General features: G+C 30.8%; 18 protein-coding genes. 15 read left to right on the forward strand and 3 right to left on the reverse strand.

The genetic code is table 11. The features are described 5' to 3' along the window. Genes ACSHW5_RS08900 through ACSHW5_RS08910 form a run of 3 tightly spaced genes read right to left on the reverse strand, consistent with a single transcriptional unit; the run spans window position 1 to window position 2,130 of the window. Complete coding sequence (locus ACSHW5_RS08900; RefSeq protein WP_435675770.1) at window positions 1–324, reverse strand: 2TM domain-containing protein; 324 nt, start codon at window positions 322–324, stop codon at window positions 1–3. Further along, window positions 324–1,685, reverse strand: a complete 1,362-nt coding sequence (locus tag ACSHW5_RS08905; protein ID WP_435675771.1) for a 2TM domain-containing protein — start codon at window positions 1,683–1,685, stop codon at window positions 324–326. The genes ACSHW5_RS08900 and ACSHW5_RS08905 overlap by 1 nt, the downstream gene beginning before the upstream one ends. Before the next feature lie 31 nt (window positions 1,686–1,716). Beyond that, entirely contained in the window at window positions 1,717–2,130 is a 414-nt protein-coding gene (locus tag ACSHW5_RS08910) for a DUF2141 domain-containing protein (RefSeq protein ID WP_435675772.1), read from the reverse strand. Between the two features lie 620 nt (window positions 2,131–2,750). On the opposite strand from ACSHW5_RS08910, the gene ACSHW5_RS08915 reads away from it, so the two are divergent. The 15 genes from ACSHW5_RS08915 (at window position 2,751) to ACSHW5_RS08985 (ending at window position 17,411) form a co-directional block, all read left to right on the forward strand. Continuing rightward, window positions 2,751–3,365 (forward strand): GNAT family N-acetyltransferase, encoded by a 615-nt coding sequence (locus ACSHW5_RS08915; protein ID WP_435675773.1) that lies wholly within the window; start codon window positions 2,751–2,753, stop codon window positions 3,363–3,365. After that, the gene (locus ACSHW5_RS08920; protein WP_435675774.1) at window positions 3,362–4,540 is read left to right on the forward strand and encodes an argininosuccinate synthase; all 1,179 of its coding nucleotides are present in this window, start codon (window positions 3,362–3,364) and stop codon (window positions 4,538–4,540) included. The genes ACSHW5_RS08915 and ACSHW5_RS08920 overlap by 4 nt, the downstream gene beginning before the upstream one ends. A 69-nt stretch (window positions 4,541–4,609) precedes the next feature. Beyond that, window positions 4,610–5,590: an N-acetyl-gamma-glutamyl-phosphate reductase gene (gene argC, locus ACSHW5_RS08925; protein WP_435675775.1), complete on the forward strand. Its 981-nt coding sequence runs from the start codon at window positions 4,610–4,612 to the stop codon at window positions 5,588–5,590. 186 nt (window positions 5,591–5,776) lie between these two features. Then, on the forward strand, window positions 5,777–6,568 hold the full coding sequence (gene proC, locus ACSHW5_RS08930; protein WP_435675776.1) for a pyrroline-5-carboxylate reductase: 792 nt from the start codon (window positions 5,777–5,779) through the stop codon (window positions 6,566–6,568). 41 nt (window positions 6,569–6,609) lie between these two features. Next, window positions 6,610–7,740: an aspartate aminotransferase family protein gene (locus ACSHW5_RS08935; protein ID WP_435675777.1), complete on the forward strand. Its 1,131-nt coding sequence runs from the start codon at window positions 6,610–6,612 to the stop codon at window positions 7,738–7,740. A 99-nt stretch (window positions 7,741–7,839) separates the two neighbouring features. Next, the gene (locus ACSHW5_RS08940) at window positions 7,840–9,036 is read left to right on the forward strand and encodes a glutamate-5-semialdehyde dehydrogenase (protein ID WP_435675778.1); all 1,197 of its coding nucleotides are present in this window, start codon (window positions 7,840–7,842) and stop codon (window positions 9,034–9,036) included. Between the two features lie 85 nt (window positions 9,037–9,121). Further along, a complete protein-coding gene (proB, locus tag ACSHW5_RS08945) occupies window positions 9,122–9,886 on the forward strand; it encodes a glutamate 5-kinase (protein ID WP_435675779.1) in 765 nt (254 codons plus the stop codon). Window positions 9,887–9,973: 87 nt separating this feature from the next. Then, window positions 9,974–10,912 carry an acetylornithine carbamoyltransferase gene (locus tag ACSHW5_RS08950; protein WP_435675780.1) on the forward strand — a complete coding sequence of 313 codons (939 nt, stop codon included), beginning with the start codon at window positions 9,974–9,976 and terminating at the stop codon, window positions 10,910–10,912. A gap of 78 nt (window positions 10,913–10,990) precedes the next feature. Continuing rightward, window positions 10,991–11,767, forward strand: a complete 777-nt coding sequence (gene argB, locus ACSHW5_RS08955) for an acetylglutamate kinase (RefSeq protein ID WP_435675781.1) — start codon at window positions 10,991–10,993, stop codon at window positions 11,765–11,767. A 2-nt stretch (window positions 11,768–11,769) separates the two neighbouring features. After that, the gene (locus tag ACSHW5_RS08960; protein ID WP_435675782.1) at window positions 11,770–12,837 is read left to right on the forward strand and encodes a M20 family metallo-hydrolase; all 1,068 of its coding nucleotides are present in this window, start codon (window positions 11,770–11,772) and stop codon (window positions 12,835–12,837) included. Between the two features lie 86 nt (window positions 12,838–12,923). Next, window positions 12,924–14,201, forward strand: a complete 1,278-nt coding sequence (gene argH / locus ACSHW5_RS08965) for an argininosuccinate lyase (RefSeq protein WP_435675783.1) — start codon at window positions 12,924–12,926, stop codon at window positions 14,199–14,201. A gap of 327 nt (window positions 14,202–14,528) precedes the next feature. Continuing rightward, on the forward strand, window positions 14,529–15,149 hold the full coding sequence (locus tag ACSHW5_RS08970; RefSeq protein ID WP_435675784.1) for a GDSL-type esterase/lipase family protein: 621 nt from the start codon (window positions 14,529–14,531) through the stop codon (window positions 15,147–15,149). 33 nt (window positions 15,150–15,182) lie between these two features. After that, window positions 15,183–15,911, forward strand: coding sequence for an esterase family protein (locus ACSHW5_RS08975; protein WP_435675785.1), 729 nt, complete (start codon window positions 15,183–15,185; stop codon window positions 15,909–15,911). Between the two features lie 35 nt (window positions 15,912–15,946). After that, complete coding sequence (locus ACSHW5_RS08980) at window positions 15,947–16,366, forward strand: VOC family protein (protein ID WP_435675786.1); 420 nt, start codon at window positions 15,947–15,949, stop codon at window positions 16,364–16,366. A 79-nt stretch (window positions 16,367–16,445) separates the two neighbouring features. Next, complete coding sequence (locus ACSHW5_RS08985; RefSeq protein WP_435675787.1) at window positions 16,446–17,411, forward strand: D-2-hydroxyacid dehydrogenase; 966 nt, start codon at window positions 16,446–16,448, stop codon at window positions 17,409–17,411. The last annotated feature ends 13 nt before the right edge of the window (window positions 17,412–17,424 follow it).

Raw genomic sequence — 17,424 nt, forward strand, 5'->3', positions numbered from 1 at the left:
TTATATTCTTTTATTTTGTTCGTCCATGTATTTCTGAATCTTTTTTTGCTCCCAGTCTTTATTCATAAACAAGCTTAATCCAAAGGTATTTAAAGCCTGAAAAGCAATTCCTATTCCCCAAAAAAACCAAATTTTATAATTATGATAATTAGAAACAGCTTCTGTAAACGTATCGCCATCATTCATATTTCCTACAATAAAAATGGCTGATAAAAAGACATTTACTACAATATAGATGGCTAAGTGTTTGTAAAATTTACTTATTTTTTCTACCTTTTTCTTTGCTAAAATATATTTTTGTTCTTGTGTAAATTCGTGTTTCATTATCTTCTATTTTTATGTTGATTCTCTTCTTCCATCAGTTCTTTAATTTTTCTTTCTTCCCAATTAGTTCCTAAGAAAATATTGTAATTATTTACTTCTAAAAAATGGAATGTCAATCCCATTCCCCAACCAAAAATTGGAAACCAAAACCAGTGAAATCCTGGAGAAAATCTTAAATTGATAAAAATTAAAAAAGGAATTACAATGCAATAAGCTGCTAAATTCTGATAAAATTCTTTCAATTTTTCTACTCTTTCTACTGCTTTTACATATTTGCTATTTTCTAAATCATCTGTGTACATAATGTTATTCATTTTATATAAGAGAGGTAAACTCACCTTAAAAGTTTTATTATTATTTTCTATTTTCACTCCTTTTTGAGTGATTAAGCCATATCTATCAACAATATTTTGCAATCCTACTTTGGTGCTTTTCCCTATGGCTTCTTTAGGATTTACATTGTTTTCTATAATTAAATAATTGTCTTCTTCATAAATTGATATTGTTAAAGGCTTTGAAGTAGAAACCACATTGTGTTTTACGGCATTCTCTAACAAAAGTTGCAAAGAAAGTGGCACAATTTTTAATTCTTGATCACTTGCCACATCCGGAATATTAAATTTAACAGCATCTTCAAAACGCATTTCTAACAATTGCATATAGGTTTTTGCAAAATTTAATTCTTCAACAATGGGTACTAAATCTTTATTTCTTTGCTCTAAAACATACCTATAAACTTTAGACAATTTTGTGGTAAATTTTTCTGCCTGCGCAGGATTTTCTCCAATTAAACTGGTTAACACATTTAAACTATTAAATAAAAAATGTGGATCTAATTGATTTTTTAATGACTCAAATTTTGCCGTTTCTGTTTTTGCTACAATTTCTTGTTTGGTAGTTTCTTGTGTCATGGCAGATTTCCAATTCACCATAAAACCTTTGGCATGAAAAAAAGCAGCCACTCCAAGAGAAAAAATAATAGCAAATAAATGCACCCAAACTAAATATCCTTGAAAGAAATTTTCAATTTTATAGCCAAAAAGCAGTATATATTGAATGTAATGAATAATTAAAACGGCAATAACGGTATATAAAAATGTAGCTATAATTCCGCCCCAAACTCTTTGGTTGGTTTCTGTAACCCAATCCCATTTTGTGTTTAAGTATTCATTTATAATTCCGTTTCCAAGTCCTAAAATAAAAGAATACATACCCGAAATTAAAAAGGTTAAACCCATCCCTTTTAAATTAAATTGTTGATTAATGATGATAAAAACAATTCCTATAATCACAGTCAGTTTTGTACAAACAATAAAATCGTTTTTTATTTTAGTAAATAAATTTGAGTTTAATGATTTCATTTTCGAGAATTAAATATAGATTATAAACTTACTAAAATTTTATTTCTAAAGACACATGTTTATCCATAACAATAAATTTTGCATCCTCAAATTTTGGTGGGCCAAAAGACATGTTATTATTAGATGCGCCATAATCTTCTAAAGGCATTCCATTAGGTCTAAAATCCATTTTATTATTATCATTTTTATCATGATAACAGATAATAGCATATTCACCGGCTGCTACATTTTCAAAAGAAACACTACTTTTTCCGTCTACAATTTTAGATGTTGCACCCTGTATAGGTTTCATTCTAAATGTAGATTTGTCATACAAAGCAAACCCTACTTTACCCGCATCTGATGTAATATTTACTACAGTTGCTGTGACTGTTTTGTTTTGAGATGTAACGGTATTTGAAATAAATAATACTGTTGCTGTTACAAGTGCTGCTATAAGTTTCATAGTTTTAAAATTTAAAGGTTGTTGGTTAATGATGGTACAAAGATGCAAGAGCATCCTCGATTTTTAAATTAAAGAATACCGAGTTGTATTTTTTTTAGGATGAATTGTAATTTTGAAGGTGTTTGCATCATAAAACCTTCTAATTTTCTAAGAATTCAAAGAAAATGAAGGGTATAAATGTTGATAAATAATAAAATATCATGCTTTTTAATATTGAAATCTTAACGAAAATAAAGAATTTGTTAATTTTTAATAAAAGTTAGTAAAAACTGTTGTTATTGTATCATTAAAAAACAAAAAATACATACTTTTACGGTCATGAATACTTCAAAAAATAAAACATATATGGTAGTACCCAGTTTGCGCTTTCGCAGGTTGATTCGCTAATTCTTTAGTTTAGCCTATTTTATTAATTACTATATTTTATTTTTTACCCATGTATTTCAATTCTAACTTCAACGACAATCAAAACTTTATTACTTTTATCAGTAATAAAAGTTGTGTGCGCCGTCCAAATCTGCGTCGCCCGTAAGGGTGCGTTTATAATTATGGAGTTAGGTGTGTCCAATTCCGCTTTTAGCAAAAAAACTTTTCAACATAAAAATTTAAACAGTAATTCAATGGAGGTTGTAATTGCCAATGAAACGCATAGTGTTTATGCAGAAATTATTTGCAAAACCATTGCAGAATCAGCCCAAATTAGAGGAACAGGTATCGCAAAACGTACACCTGAATATATTGCCACCAAAATGGCAAACGGTAATGCCGTTATTGCTTTGGATGGTGATAAATTTGCCGGATTTTGCTATATAGAAAAATGGGGACATGGAAAATTTGTTGCCAATTCTGGTTTAATTGTTCACCCAGATTATAGAGGTATTGGGTTGGCTAAAAAAATTAAACACAAAGTGTTTAAACATTCAATAACTAAATTTCCTGATGCTAAAGTTTTTAGTATTACTACAGGATTTGCAGTGATGAAAATGAATACAGATTTAGGCTATAAACCTGTGCCTTTTTCTGAACTTACAGACGACCCTACTTTTTGGGATGGCTGCCAAACTTGTAAAAACTATGATGTTTTAACAAGAACAGAAAGAAAAATGTGCTTATGTACAGGTATGTTGTTTGACCCTAACAAGAATAAAACAGCTCCTAAAGAAGTTAAAGAAAATATTTTTAAAAGATTAAAAAACATTAAACAGAACTTGTTTCTAAAAAAAGACAAAAAATGAAAAAATTAGTTATTGCATATAGTGGTGGTTTAGATACTTCTTATTGTGCTGTTAGTTTATCAAAAGAATATGATGTGCATGCCGTAAGTGTTAATACTGGCGGATTTACAACTGAAGAAATTAAACATATTGAGAGTAACGCCTATAAAATGGGAGTTTCTACCTATAAAAATATTGATGCAATTGCTACTTTTTACAACAAAGTAGTAAAGTATTTAATTTTTGGTAACGTTTTAAAAAACGCTACATATCCTTTATCTGTAAGTGCAGAAAGAATTATTCAGGCAATTGAAATTGTTGAATATGCAAAGAGTATTGGTGCAGAATATATTGCACACGGAAGTACAGGTGCAGGAAACGACCAAGTACGTTTTGATATGATTTTTCAAACTTTGGCGCCTAATATTAAAATTATTACACCAATTAGAGACCAAAAATTAACAAGACAAGAAGAAATAGATTATTTAAAATCTGAAGGTATAGATATGCCTTGGGAAAAATCTAAATATTCTGTAAACAAAGGACTTTGGGGAACGAGTGTTGGTGGTGTAGAAACTTTAAAATCTGAATTACCTTTACCTAGTGAAGCCTATCCTTCTCAATTAGAAAAAGAAGGTGAAGAAAAAGTTACCTTGACTTTTAAACATGGTGAATTTGTTGCTTTAAATGGTGAAGAAAATGCACCGGAAATAAATATTGAAAAATTAAATGACATTGCTTCTGCCTTTGCAATTGGTAGAGACATTCATGTTGGAGATACTATTGTTGGTACAAAAGGTAGAGTTGGTTTTGAAGCTGCAGCTGCTTTAATTACCGTAAAAGCACATCATTTGTTAGAAAAACACAACTTAACAAAATGGCAATTACAACACAAAGAATATTTGTCTAGTTTCTACGGAATGCATTTACACGAAGGTCAATATTTAGATCCTGTTATGAGAGATATTGAAGCATTTTTACAAAGTTCTCAAAAAATGGTTTCTGGTAATGTGGTGGTTTCTTTAAAACCATATCATTTTTCTTTAGACGGAATTATTTCTGATCACGATTTAATGTCTAGCGCATTTAGTACCTATGGTGAAGAAAATAAAGCTTGGACTGCTGATGACGCAAAAGGATTTATTAAAATCTTAGGAAATCAGAATAAAATATACAGACAAGTAAATAATAAATAAGTTTAACTGTTAAATTGTTTAATTGTGTAACTGTACAATTAAACAATTTAACGATTACACAATAAAACAATGAGTTTAGAAGTAGGAATTATAGGAGGTGCAGGTTACACAGCAGGTGAGTTAATAAGATTATTGTTAAATCATCCAAAGACAAATATCAATTTTGTATACAGTACTTCTAACGCTGGTAACAAATTATATAAAGTGCATCAAGATTTAATTGGTGATACAGAAATTAGTTTTACTAGTGAAATAAATGCAGCTGTTGATGTTTTATTTTTATGTTTAGGACATGGAAACTCTACTGCTTTTTTACAAAAAAATAGCTTTTCTGAAAACACAAAAATTATTGATTTAAGCAACGATTTTAGGTTACTAGCAGATAAGAATTTTGAAGGAAAAGATTTTGTGTATGGTTTGCCAGAATTAGACAAAGAAATTATTAAAACAGCAAAATATATTGCAAATCCTGGTTGTTTTGCAACGGCTATTCAATTAGCTATTTTGCCTTTGGCAGCAAATGGTTTATTAAAAGATGATGTGCATATTAATGCAGTTACTGGTGCAACTGGCGCAGGAACTTCTTTATCTGCAACCACACATTTTACATGGAGAGATAATAATTTTTCGCATTATAAAGCCTTTAATCATCAGCATTTAGGAGAATACCACCAAACTGTAAATCAGTTACAACCTAGTTTTAATTCTGAAATTAATTTTATGCCAAATAGAGGCGATTTTTCTAGAGGAATTTTTGCAACTACCTACACAAAGTTTGATGGTACTTTAGAGGAAGCGAAAGAAATGTATAAAGCCTATTATAAAGATGCCGCTTTTACTTTTGTTTCTGATGAAAGCATTTTTATGAAACAAGTAGTAAACACTAACAAATGTTTGGTACAATTAGAAAAACACGGTAATAAATTATTAATTACAAGTACTATTGATAATTTATTAAAAGGAGCCTCTGGACAAGCTATTCAGAATCTTAATTTAATGCATGGTTTTGAAGAAACGTTAGGTTTAAACATCAAAGCGAATTATTTTTAATCGCAGGGCGATAGCCAAGAATTTATTTCACCAAGGATTGTGGCGTAATTTAGAATAGTAAGAAATAGGTTGTTAATTAATTACTAGCCCGCGTTAGCGATTGAAACGGCATCCTTTTTTTAGAGGAACGAAAAAAAAAGATATAGTGTAAAGCGCGACCTTTAGGGAACGCCCAAAAAAATATTTATGAAAGTAGCAATAATTGGAGCAGGAAGTTTAGGACAATCTATCGCCAAAGGATTATTAAAAAATAAGGTGGTAAGTTCTTTGTATTTAACAAAAAGAAATACTAATTCCATTAAAGATTTTAATGATTTTAGCGAGGTAATTTTAACTTCCGATAACGAGGAAGCTATTATAAATTCTGATATTTTAATTTTTGCAGTACAACCAAGACATTTAGAGAATATTTTAACAAACGTAAAACCATTGTTAAAAGAAAATCATGTTTTAATTTCTGTAATTACAGGATTTTCTATTGCAAAAATTGAGGCTATTGTTGGGGTTGATAGATATATAATTAGGTCTATGCCAAATACTGCAGCGTCTGTTGGGCAATCTATGACCTGTCTTTCTCCTAACACAAAAGGCAAAGAAAAAGTGGAATTGGCAAAAACTATTTTTAATAGTTTAGGACTTTCTATGGAAATTCCGGAAGAACAATTACAAGCCGCAACGGTTATTTGTGCAAGCGGAATTGCTTTTTGGATGCGTTTAATTAGAGCAACTACGCAAGGTGCTATTCAACTAGGTTTTGAAGCCGACGTAGCTCATGAATTAGCCATGCAAACTTGTTTTGGCGCAGCTACTTTACTAAAAGAATCTGGCAGACATCCAGAAGCAGAAATAGACAGAGTAACAACACCTGGAGGTTGTACCATAGAGGGTTTAAACGAAATGGAACATCAAGGATTAAGCTCTTCTTTAATTCAAGGTATTAACGCGTCCTTTGATAAAATTAACCAAATTAAAAACTAACAACACAAGGGGTTTTAACCCCTTGCAAAAATAAAAAAATCATGCCATTATTTAACGTTTATCCACTGTACAATGTTACACCTGTAAAAGCTAAAGGAGTTTATGTTTATGATGAAAATAAAACTGAATATTTAGATTTATATGGTGGTCATGCTGTGATTTCTATTGGTCACGCTCATCCTAAATATGTAGAAGCTATTACCAAGCAAGTTTCTAAATTAGGTTTTTATTCTAATGCTATTCAGAACCCTTTACAGGTTCAATTGGCAGATAAATTAGAAGCAATTTCTGATTGTAAAGGTTATGAACTATTTTTATGTAATTCTGGTGCCGAAGCAAATGAAAATGCACTAAAATTAGCTTCTTTTAAAACTAATAAATCTAGAGTTATTGCTTTTAAAAATGGTTTCCATGGTAGAACTTCTGCCGCAGTTGCTGCAACTGATAATAAAAACATAATTGCACCAATTAACGCGCAACAAAAAGTTACTATTTTAGATTTAAATGATATTGATAGCGTAAAAACTGAACTTGAAAAAGGAGATGTTTGTGCCGTTATTGTAGAATTTATTCAAGGAGTTGGTGGTTTAGACCAAGCTACAGCAGCCTTTTTTGAACAAGTTGATGTTCTTTGTAAAGCAAACAACACATTTTTTATTGCTGATGAAGTGCAGTCTGGTTATGGTAGATCTGGTAAATTCTTTGCTTTTCAGCATTACAATGTAACTCCGGATGTAATTTCTATTGCAAAAGGAATGGGAAATGGTTTCCCTATTGGCGGAATTTTAATTCACCCAGCTATTGAAGCAAAATTTGGAATGCTAGGAACCACTTTTGGAGGAAATCATTTGGCGTGTGCTGCAGGTTTGTCTGTTTTAAATGTTATTGAAGAAGAAAATTTAATTGACAATGTAAATGAAATGTCTTGCTATTTTATGAAAATTGCAAAGACAATTCCGCAAATAAAAAATATAAAAGGAAGAGGACTAATGCTTGGTTTAGAATTTGATTTTGAAGTGGGAGATTTACGCAAGAAATTAATTTATGACTATCAAATATTTACGGGTGGTGCAATGAATAAAAATTTGTTGCGAATTTTACCTCCTTTAACCTTAAAAAAAGAACATATCAATCAGTTTTTTGAAGCTTTGGTTGATGCTTTAGGAGAATAAAAATTAAACACAAAGAACATATAAAGTTTTCGCAAAGAGCGCAAAGTTTTTTTGAGAACTAATGCTGAAAACTGCAACTGAATACTGTAAACTTAAACTATGAATACGTTATTATCTATAGAAACTAGAAATGCTGTTTTATTAACAATGGCAGAACTTTTAAATGAAGAAAGAGAAGCAATTATAACTATCAACAAAAAAGATTTAGAAGCCTATAAAGGCGATGACATTTCTATGTTTGATCGTTTAAAAGCAGATGATACCAAAGTAAATGAAATGATTGCTGCTGCCAAACATTTGGCTTCTCAAGAAGACCCAGTTGGCGTAGAACGTTTTAGTTTTAAGCATGATAACGGAATGCAAGTGTATAATAAAACGGCTTCTTTTGGTACCATTCTTATTATTTATGAATCGAGACCAGATGTAACTGTAGAAGCTGCAGGAATTGCTTTTAAATCTGGAAATAAAATCCTTTTAAAAGGTGGAAAAGAGTCATTAAATTCCAATTTAAAAATTGTTGAATTGTGGCACAAAGCTTTAAAAAAGCACAATGCTTCTACAGATTGGGTAGAATATTTACAATTTAATAGAACAGAAACACAGGCTTTTTTAGAAAAACCAACTCAAAAAGTAGATTTAATTGTACCAAGAGGTGGCGAGCGTTTAATTGCTTTTGTTAAAAAACATGCCACTTGTCCTGTTATTATTAGTGGTCGTGGTAACAACTTTGTGTATGTAAATAATAACGCAGATTTAGATATTGCTGTTGATGTAATTATCAACGGAAAATCTAAAATATCTGCTTGTAATGCCGTTGATAAAGTATTAATTGATGAAAATCTTCCTGAAAAAGAGGCTTTCATTAATACATTAATTTCTGAATTAAATGCTGCAAAAATTCAAGTTTTAGGTGATGAAACGGTTGCTAAAAATCATAATTTAGAGCAGATATCATCAAACGAAGTTTGGTATGAAGAGTTTTTAGATTATAAAATTGTAATTGGTGAAATAGCTTCAAATTCTGAGGCCATTGCCATGATTAACAAATATGGAGGCGGACACTCAGCAGCAATTATTACTAAAGAAATTGAAGTTGCTAAAGTATTTATGGAAAACGTAGATACTGCGGTTGTGTATCATAATGCTTCTACTCGTTTTACAGATGGCGGTCAATTAGGTTTGGGTGGCGAATTGGCAATTAGTACAGACAAATTGCACCAACGTGGGCCAATTGGTTTACAACATTTGGTAACCAATAAATGGTATGTTCATGGTAGTGGACAAACTAGAGCTTAGTTTTTGGTTGTTAGAATAATTGAAATTTATCAACTTTAAAAATAAAAATTCTTATTTCAAAATTATTAATTCGTAATTAAATTAGATGCAAAAAAAGAAACGCATTTTACTAAAAATAGGTTCTAATACGCTTACCAAAGAAACCGATAATATTTCGAGAGGAAAAATTGAAGATCTTGCAAATCAGATTGCAAAATTACAAGATACTTGCGAGTTTATTATCGTAAGTTCTGGCGCCATTGCTGTTGCCAAACAGTTTGTGAAGCTAGAAAGTAAGCACGAAGAAGTTTTTGTAAAACAAGCTTTGGCTTCCATTGGTCAGCCACATTTAATAAGAATTTATCAAGAAATTTTTAGAGAATATGGTTTATTGAGTTCTCAATGCCTACTCTCCTATTCAGATTTTAAAAGACAACAAAGTAAAACCAATATTGTAAACACAATAAATGTGTTGGTAAACAATAATTACATTCCAATTATTAACGAAAATGATACGGTTGCAACCGATGAAATTCAGTTTGGCGATAATGATAAATTAGCAGCTTTAACAGCAACTTTATTAGGCGTAGATTTGTTAATTATTGCAACCAATACAAACGGAATTTACACCAAAGAATCTTTCAAAAATAATACACCAGAAACTATTTTAGAAGTTACTAATTTTGATGCCTTACTAAAAGAAGTGGTTAGCACAAAATCTACACACGGTAGTGGCGGAATGGCTTCTAAAATTGAAGCTGCGGCTTTAACTAAAAAAGCAAATATAGAAACATGGATTGTAAATGGATTGGAAGATGATTTTATAGTAAATGCTATGAATAATAAAGTACCTTTTACAAAAATTAATTAAAAAAGTGTAACTGTTTAAATGTGTAATTGTTTAATCGTCTTGGTACTTTTAAACGATTAAACCATTAAACGATTAAACCATTAAAGAATGAAAAACTACACATCCATAAACGACATTGACAACATCAATACTTGGATTGAAGAAGCAAAAGCGATCAAAGCAACCCCTTTAAAACATATCGAATTAGGAAAAAACAAAACCGTAGGATTGTTATTTTTTAACTCGAGTCTTCGTACACGTTTAAGTACACAAAAAGCTGCTTTAAATTTAGGGATGAACCCAATTGTAATGAATGTTTCTGGAGATGCTTGGGGAATTGAATTTGGTGATGGCACTGTTATGAACGGCAACACTGCAGAGCATATTAAAGAAGCTGCTGCTGTAGTTTCTCAATATTGCAATGTTATTGCTGTTAGAGCTTTTCCTAGTTTAACAGACAAGCAAAAAGACGAATCTGAAGAAGTGTTAGCGTCGTTTGTAAAATTTGCTTCTGTACCAATTATAAGTATGGAAAGTGCAACAGGGCATCCTTTACAAGGTTTAACAGATGCTATTACAATTTCTGAAAACACTACCAAAAAGAAACCAAAAGTAGTTTTAAGCTGGGCTCCACATATTAAAGCTTTGCCTCATGCTGTTAGTAATAGTTTTGTACAAGCGATGCAAAAAATGGATGTTGAGTTTGTAATTGCAAATCCTGAAGGTTATAATTTAAACCCAGCAATTACAAAAGATACGCCTATATATCACAACCAAGAAGAAGCTTTTAAAGACGCAGATTTTGTGTACACAAAAAACTGGAGTTCTTATGAAAATTATGGTGAAATTCTAAAAACCGATTTAGATTGGATGATTACCAAAGATAAAATTGGTGATGCAAAATTTATGCATTGCTTACCTGTTAGAAGAAATGTTGTGGTAGAAGATGCTATTTTAGATTCTGACAGCTCTTTAGTTATTGAACAAGCAAATAACAGAACGTATGCAGCGCAATTGGTTTTAAAGAAAATTTTAGAAAACAACTAACGTTATTGCGAGGCACGAAGCAATCTGCCTATTAAGAAAGAGATTGCTTCGTACCTCGCAATGACTGATTTACGAAAAATGGAAAAACTATCAATCATAAAAATTGGAGGAAACATAATTGAAGATGAAACCTCGTTAAACGCATTCTTACAATTATTCTCTATTTTAGAAGGAAAAAAAATCCTTGTTCACGGAGGCGGAAAACGTGCTACACATATTGCATCTAAATTAGGCATTGAATCTAAAATGGTTAATGGAAGACGCATTACCGATGCTGAAACTTTAGAAGTAATTACCATGGTATATGGTGGTTTGGTAAACAAAAATGTGGTTGCTAAATTACAATCTTTAAACACCAATGCAATTGGTTTAACAGGTGCAGATATCAACAGCATACAATCAGAAAAAAGACCTGTTAAGGAAGTAGATTTTGGTTTTGTGGGTGATGTAAAAAAAATAAACTCAAATGGAATTGACAAACTAATTCAAGCAGATTTTACTCCTGTATTTTGCGCAATTACACACGATGGAAACGGACAATTACTAAACACAAATGCCGATACCATTACAAGTACAATTGCAGTAGGAATGAGTAAAATATATGAAACATCCATCTATTATTGTTTTGAATTGAAGGGCGTTTTAAAAGATTTTAATGATAAAAATTCTGTGGTAAAAGTGCTCAATTCTAAAACATATCAAGAATTATTAAATGATCATATTATTGTTGATGGCATGATTCCTAAATTAGACAATTGTTTTGATGCTTTAAATAACGGAGTTTCAAAAGTACATATTGGAAATACTGCTATGTTGACAAAAGAAAACGATAATTATACGACAATAACCTTATAAATATGACGTTACAAAATTTAACAGAAAACGCAATTTCTCTTTTAAAAAATCTGATTGAGACACAATCATTTTCTACGGAAGAAGAAAATACAGCAACATTGATTGAAGGTTGGTTTATAAAAAATGAAATTCCTTTTAAAAGAACAAAAAACAATATTTGGGCAACCAACAAATATTTTGATGACAGTAAACCAACCTTATTATTAAACTCTCATCACGATACTGTTCATCCAAACTCTGCATATACCAATGATCCTTTAAAAGCCATTGTAGAAGACGGCAAATTATACGGTTTAGGCTCTAATGATGCCGGTGGGTGTTTGGTTTCTTTAATAGCAACTTTTACCAATTTTTACGCGCAAGAAAACTTAAAATATAATTTGGTTATTGTGGCTTCTGCGGAAGAAGAAAACTCTGGTCCTAACGGATTAAATAGCATGTTAAAGATCATTCCACATATAGATGTGGCTATTGTTGGTGAACCTACTTTAATGAATTTAGCCGTTGCAGAAAAAGGATTGGTTGTTTTTGATGCTGTTGTAGAAGGAACTCCGAGTCATGCAGCACATCCAAATAATAACAATGCTATCTATAATACCATTGAAGTTTTACAGTGGTTTAAAGATTTTAAGTTCGAAAAACCTTCTGTTGCTTTAGGTGATGTAAAAATGACCGTTACTCAAATTTCTGCCGGTTCTCAGCACAATGTTGTGCCCGCGCATGTAGATTTGGTCGTTGATGTTCGTGTAAACGATGCCTATTCTAATAAAGAAATTGCAGCTATTTTGCAAGAAAAATCGCCTTGTACAACAATTACTCCAAGAAGCTTGCGCTTAAACTCTTCTTCTATTTCTACAAATCATGATTTAGTAAAAGCAGGAATTGCAATGGGACGAGAAACATACGGTTCTCCAACATTATCGGACCAATCTGTATTAACCTGTCAGTCATTAAAGTTAGGGCCTGGAGACAGTACCCGTTCTCATTCTGCAAATGAATTTATATATTTGGCTGAAATTGAAGAAGGAATAGAGATTTACGTTGAATTGTTAAAGCGTGTAATTGTTTAATCGTTGAACTGTTTAAAAGACAGAACGCAGGCAATTACACAAAATAACTCAATAATTACACAATTAAACAATTAAACAACATTCATATGAAACTTTGGGATAAAGGATTTTCAATAGATCAACAAATAGAAAGGTTTACAGTAGGTAACGACAGAGAAATTGACATGCATATTGCAAAATATGATGTACAAGCTTCTTTAGCACACGCAATAATGTTAGCATCTATTGGTATTATAACTGCGGATGAATTAAAAGATCTTAAAAGAGGATTAGAAGAATTAGCTTCTGACATAGAAAACGGCACCTTTGTAATAGATTCTTCTTTTGAAGATGTACATTCTAAAATTGAATGGGAATTAACCAATAAGCTAGGCGAAGTTGGTAAGAAAATTCATACTGCTCGTTCTAGAAACGACCAAGTTTTAGTGGCGCTTCAGTTGTATTACAAAGAAAATTTGGCAATTATCAATAACAAAACAAAAACACTTTTTGATACACTTTTAGGTTTAGCAGAAACACACAAAGAAAGTTTATTACCTGGCTATACGCATTTACAAGTTGCCATGCCATCGTCTTTTGGGTTGTGGTTTTCTGCCTATGCAGAATTGTTAATTGATGATGTATATATGTTAAATGCAGTTTCTAGAGTTGTAGATCAAAATCCTTTAGGCTCTGCTGCAGGTTACGGAAGCTCCTTCCCTATTGATAGAGAATTAACCACCAAAGAATTAGAATTTGCAACCATGAAATACAACGTTGTGGCTGCGCAATTAAGTAGAGGAAAAAGTGAACGTTCTATTGCTTCCGCCTTAGGCGGATTGTGTAATACCATGTCTCGTTTTGCTATGGATGTTTGCCTGTATATGAGTCAGAATTTTGGGTTTATCACGTTTCCAGACGAATTAACAACAGGAAGTAGCATTATGCCACACAAGAAAAACCCTGATGTTTTTGAATTGATTCGTGGTAAGTGTAATAAAATTCAGGCTTTGCATACAGAAATGGTGATGATTACCAACAATTTACCAACGGGTTATCATAGAGATTTTCAGTTACTAAAAGAGAATATAATTGCTGCTTTTGAAGATGTAAAAGATATTTTAGACATCTTTAATTATTCTATTCAGCAAGTAATTGTAAAAGATATTGATTTGAATGATGAAAAATATCAATATTTATTTACGGTTGATAGCATTAACAATTTAGTAGTTGAAGGCATGTCTTTTAGAGAAGCCTATCAAAAAATTGGTGGCCAAGTACAAGCAGGAACTTACAAACCAGATTTAGGAAAACAACATACACATGTTGGTAGTATTCATAATTTATCTTTGGATAAAATTGCAGAAAAATATCCGAAGTCTTAATTTTTATCATCAATATATACTATTAAAAATCCTTGTTTACAATTTGTAAACAAGGATTTTTAATTTTTGAATACTTAAAATTTATCGCTTAAAAATAAAAATTAACACCTTTATATAAATGACTAAATGAGGTTAGGTACGGAAACTGAAACAGTATTTTCAGACATTATATTGCTATAACTTTCTTTCATCTCCTCAATTTAATCTTTAAAAAATGGCTATTTATATTTAAGTTTACCTGTCTAACTTTTGTTTTATCTTGTCTAGAAGGCTAATTATCAAAATATTATTCTATATTTAGCAATTAATCAAAAAATAAAATAATTCATGTTTTGGTTTTATCCAGATTTAGAGCGCTTAGAAAATCAAATTCAAGAATTAGAATATGATCCAAAATTAGTTTTTTATGGTAGTTCTACATTTACTTCATGGACTCAATTAACAACTACTTTTAGAGAGCACAATCCTGTAAACTTAGGTTTTGGAGGTTCTACTTTGGCTGCTTGCACATGGTTTTTTGACCGTATTTTCGAAAACATAAAAGAAATAGACGCTATTGTAATTTATGCTGGTGATAACGATTTGGGTGAAGGAAGACATCCGGAAGAAGTACTGCTTTTTTTAGAAAATTTATTATTAAAAATTAAAACAAAATACGGAAACGTACAATGTACTTGTGTTTCTATAAAACCAAGTATTGCTAGAAAGCATTTATTAAAAAGTATTCATTTTACAAATAGTCGTATTAAAAAATTAATGGATACAGATGATAATTTTCATTTTGTAAATATTTATGATGCTTTGTTAGATAAAAATGGAAAACCAAATGGTATTTATTTTGAAGAAGATGGACTTCATTTTAATGCAATCGGGTATAATTTGTTAACACAAGCACTTCAAACACAACCTAAAATTTTTCCTATAAGAATTCTTGAGAGAATACAATAAAAGCTGTACCTTAATAGCAAAAATTGTTTTTTCATGAAAAGAGAATATCATAAATGGTATAGTCCAAATCTTGAAAAAGAAATGGAACTGCTTGTATTTGGTCACACAGGTACAAAAGTTTTGTTTTTTCCTCCAAGAATGGGACGCTTCTTTGATTATGAAAACTGGAACGTAATTGAAGCTCTTAAACAGAAAATAACAAATGGCGAATTACAAATATTTTGTGTTGATAGTGTAGATATAGAATCTTTTTACAATAATTTAAAAGATCCAAATTATCGTATTTATAGACACATTCAATATGAAAAATATGTACTCGAAGAAGTACTTCCACTTGCCAATTTAATAAACCATAACAAAAATGTTGTTTCTGCAGGTTGCAGTTTAGGTGCATATCATGCCGTAAATATTGCCATGAGACATCCAACTATATTTTATAAAGTTGTTGGCATGAGCGGGCGCTACGACTTAACTAAATCTAAAGGTAGCTTTAAAGATTTGTTAAGCGGTTTTCATAATGATTTTGTTTATTTTAATATGCCAAATCAATATTTAAAAAATTTAAAAGACTCCTTTTTAATAGCACAATTGCGTAAAATAAAAATTATATTGGCTATAGGAAAACAAGACCAGTTTTTAGATAGTAATTACAAACTCTCTAATATTTTACACGAAAAAGGAATTCCACATGAACTATTTGAATGGAATGAAGAAGCTCATAAAGCGTGTTTTTGGAGAGACATGGTGCAAATTTATTTTTAAAATAAGACCTATTTAATACTAAAGATTACAAAATAATGACAAGAATAGAACATGTAAATATTACGGTACCTAACATAAACAAAGCAGTAAGTTTTATTAAAATAGTTGCTCCAGACTTTCTGGTTAGAAAAGATGAAATATCTTCAGACGGAATTCGATGGGTACATATTGGTAATGATAATTATTATATAGCTTTACAAGCAACTCATCAAGATTCAAAACCAAAAGATAAAAATCAAACATATATAAATTTTGGTATAAATCATATTGCTTTCATAGTTTCTGATTTAGAAACAATTACACGTAAATTATTAGAAGCTGGTTACAAACAAGGTAAAGAAACTCCCACTGAAAAATACAGAAAAAGAGCTTATTATTATGATGCTGCTGGTTTTGAATGGGAACTAGTTGAGTATTTATCCGAAAAACCTAGTGAAAAATTTTTATATGAATAAAGTCTTCTTAAAAAGAAGAAGATTTAAAAGTATCAAAAACAAATACTTGTTTACCAATTTTAAATAAAAAACTAAAAACATGAATTTAGTAGTTTTAGATGGATATACATTAAACCCTGGAGATCTTAATTGGCAAGGAATAGAACAGTTTGGTTCCTTAAAAATATACGATAGAATTGGTTTAGATGAAGAAACAATTATTAAAGCTATAGGCAAAGCAACAATTGTTTTTACAAATAAAACACCTTTATCTAAAAGTATTCTTCAGAAAGTACCAGATGTTAAATATATTGGCGTTTTAGCCACTGGCTATAATGTAGTTGATGTAAATTTTGCTAAAGAATTGGGCATAACTGTTACAAATATTCCTGCATATAGCACCAAGGCGGTCGCTCAATTTACAATGGGTTTATTGCTAGAAATGTGTCATAATATTGGAAAACATAATGTAGCTGTACATAATGGTGAATGGATACAAAGTGCTGATTTTAATTTTATCAAATCTCCTTTAATTGAGTTGGTAGGAAAAACAATTGGAATTATTGGTTTTGGTAACATAGGACAAGCAACTGCAAAACTAGCAGAAGCTTTTGGATTGCATATTTTGGTGCATAGTAGAACTAAATATCCTGAGCTTGAAACAGATAATTGCCGTTATGTTTCATTAGATGTTTTGTTTGAAAAATCAGATATTATCAGCTTACATTGTCCGCTTACCGAAAGTACAAATGGTATTATCAATAAAAATAATATTGCAAAGATGAAGGATGGTGTTTTAATTATAAACACTTCTAGAGGTGGTTTAGTTGTTGAAGAAGATCTTAGAGATGCGCTTTATTCTGGTAAAATAGCAAGTGCCGCTGTAGACGTAATTTCTAACGAACCAATGTTAGAAAATAATCCATTATTAAATGCTAAAAATTGCATTATTACACCTCATATTGCTTGGGCTCCTATAGAAGCACGTAACCGATTAATGCAAACTGCTGTGCAAAATTTAAAAGCTTTTATAAACGGAAATCCCGTACATGTAGTAAATGCTTAACAGGAGTGTTATT

The organism is Polaribacter sp., assembly GCF_051251875.1.
GTDB lineage: Bacteria > Bacteroidota > Bacteroidia > Flavobacteriales > Flavobacteriaceae > Polaribacter.

Coding starts and splice junctions, on each gene's coding strand:
- ACSHW5_RS08900 (WP_435675770.1), bottom strand. CDS start 324: ATGAAACACGAATTTACACAAGAACAAAAATATATTTTAGCAAAGAAA.
- ACSHW5_RS08905 (WP_435675771.1), bottom strand. CDS start 1,685: ATGAAATCATTAAACTCAAATTTATTTACTAAAATAAAAAACGATTTT.
- ACSHW5_RS08910 (WP_435675772.1), bottom strand. CDS start 2,130: ATGAAACTTATAGCAGCACTTGTAACAGCAACAGTATTATTTATTTCA.
- ACSHW5_RS08915 (WP_435675773.1), top strand. CDS start 2,751: ATGGAGGTTGTAATTGCCAATGAAACGCATAGTGTTTATGCAGAAATT.
- ACSHW5_RS08920 (WP_435675774.1), top strand. CDS start 3,362: ATGAAAAAATTAGTTATTGCATATAGTGGTGGTTTAGATACTTCTTAT.
- argC (WP_435675775.1), top strand. CDS start 4,610: ATGAGTTTAGAAGTAGGAATTATAGGAGGTGCAGGTTACACAGCAGGT.
- proC (WP_435675776.1), top strand. CDS start 5,777: ATGAAAGTAGCAATAATTGGAGCAGGAAGTTTAGGACAATCTATCGCC.
- ACSHW5_RS08935 (WP_435675777.1), top strand. CDS start 6,610: ATGCCATTATTTAACGTTTATCCACTGTACAATGTTACACCTGTAAAA.
- ACSHW5_RS08940 (WP_435675778.1), top strand. CDS start 7,840: ATGAATACGTTATTATCTATAGAAACTAGAAATGCTGTTTTATTAACA.
- proB (WP_435675779.1), top strand. CDS start 9,122: ATGCAAAAAAAGAAACGCATTTTACTAAAAATAGGTTCTAATACGCTT.
- ACSHW5_RS08950 (WP_435675780.1), top strand. CDS start 9,974: ATGAAAAACTACACATCCATAAACGACATTGACAACATCAATACTTGG.
- argB (WP_435675781.1), top strand. CDS start 10,991: ATGGAAAAACTATCAATCATAAAAATTGGAGGAAACATAATTGAAGAT.
- ACSHW5_RS08960 (WP_435675782.1), top strand. CDS start 11,770: ATGACGTTACAAAATTTAACAGAAAACGCAATTTCTCTTTTAAAAAAT.
- argH (WP_435675783.1), top strand. CDS start 12,924: ATGAAACTTTGGGATAAAGGATTTTCAATAGATCAACAAATAGAAAGG.
- ACSHW5_RS08970 (WP_435675784.1), top strand. CDS start 14,529: ATGTTTTGGTTTTATCCAGATTTAGAGCGCTTAGAAAATCAAATTCAA.
- ACSHW5_RS08975 (WP_435675785.1), top strand. CDS start 15,183: ATGAAAAGAGAATATCATAAATGGTATAGTCCAAATCTTGAAAAAGAA.
- ACSHW5_RS08980 (WP_435675786.1), top strand. CDS start 15,947: ATGACAAGAATAGAACATGTAAATATTACGGTACCTAACATAAACAAA.
- ACSHW5_RS08985 (WP_435675787.1), top strand. CDS start 16,446: ATGAATTTAGTAGTTTTAGATGGATATACATTAAACCCTGGAGATCTT.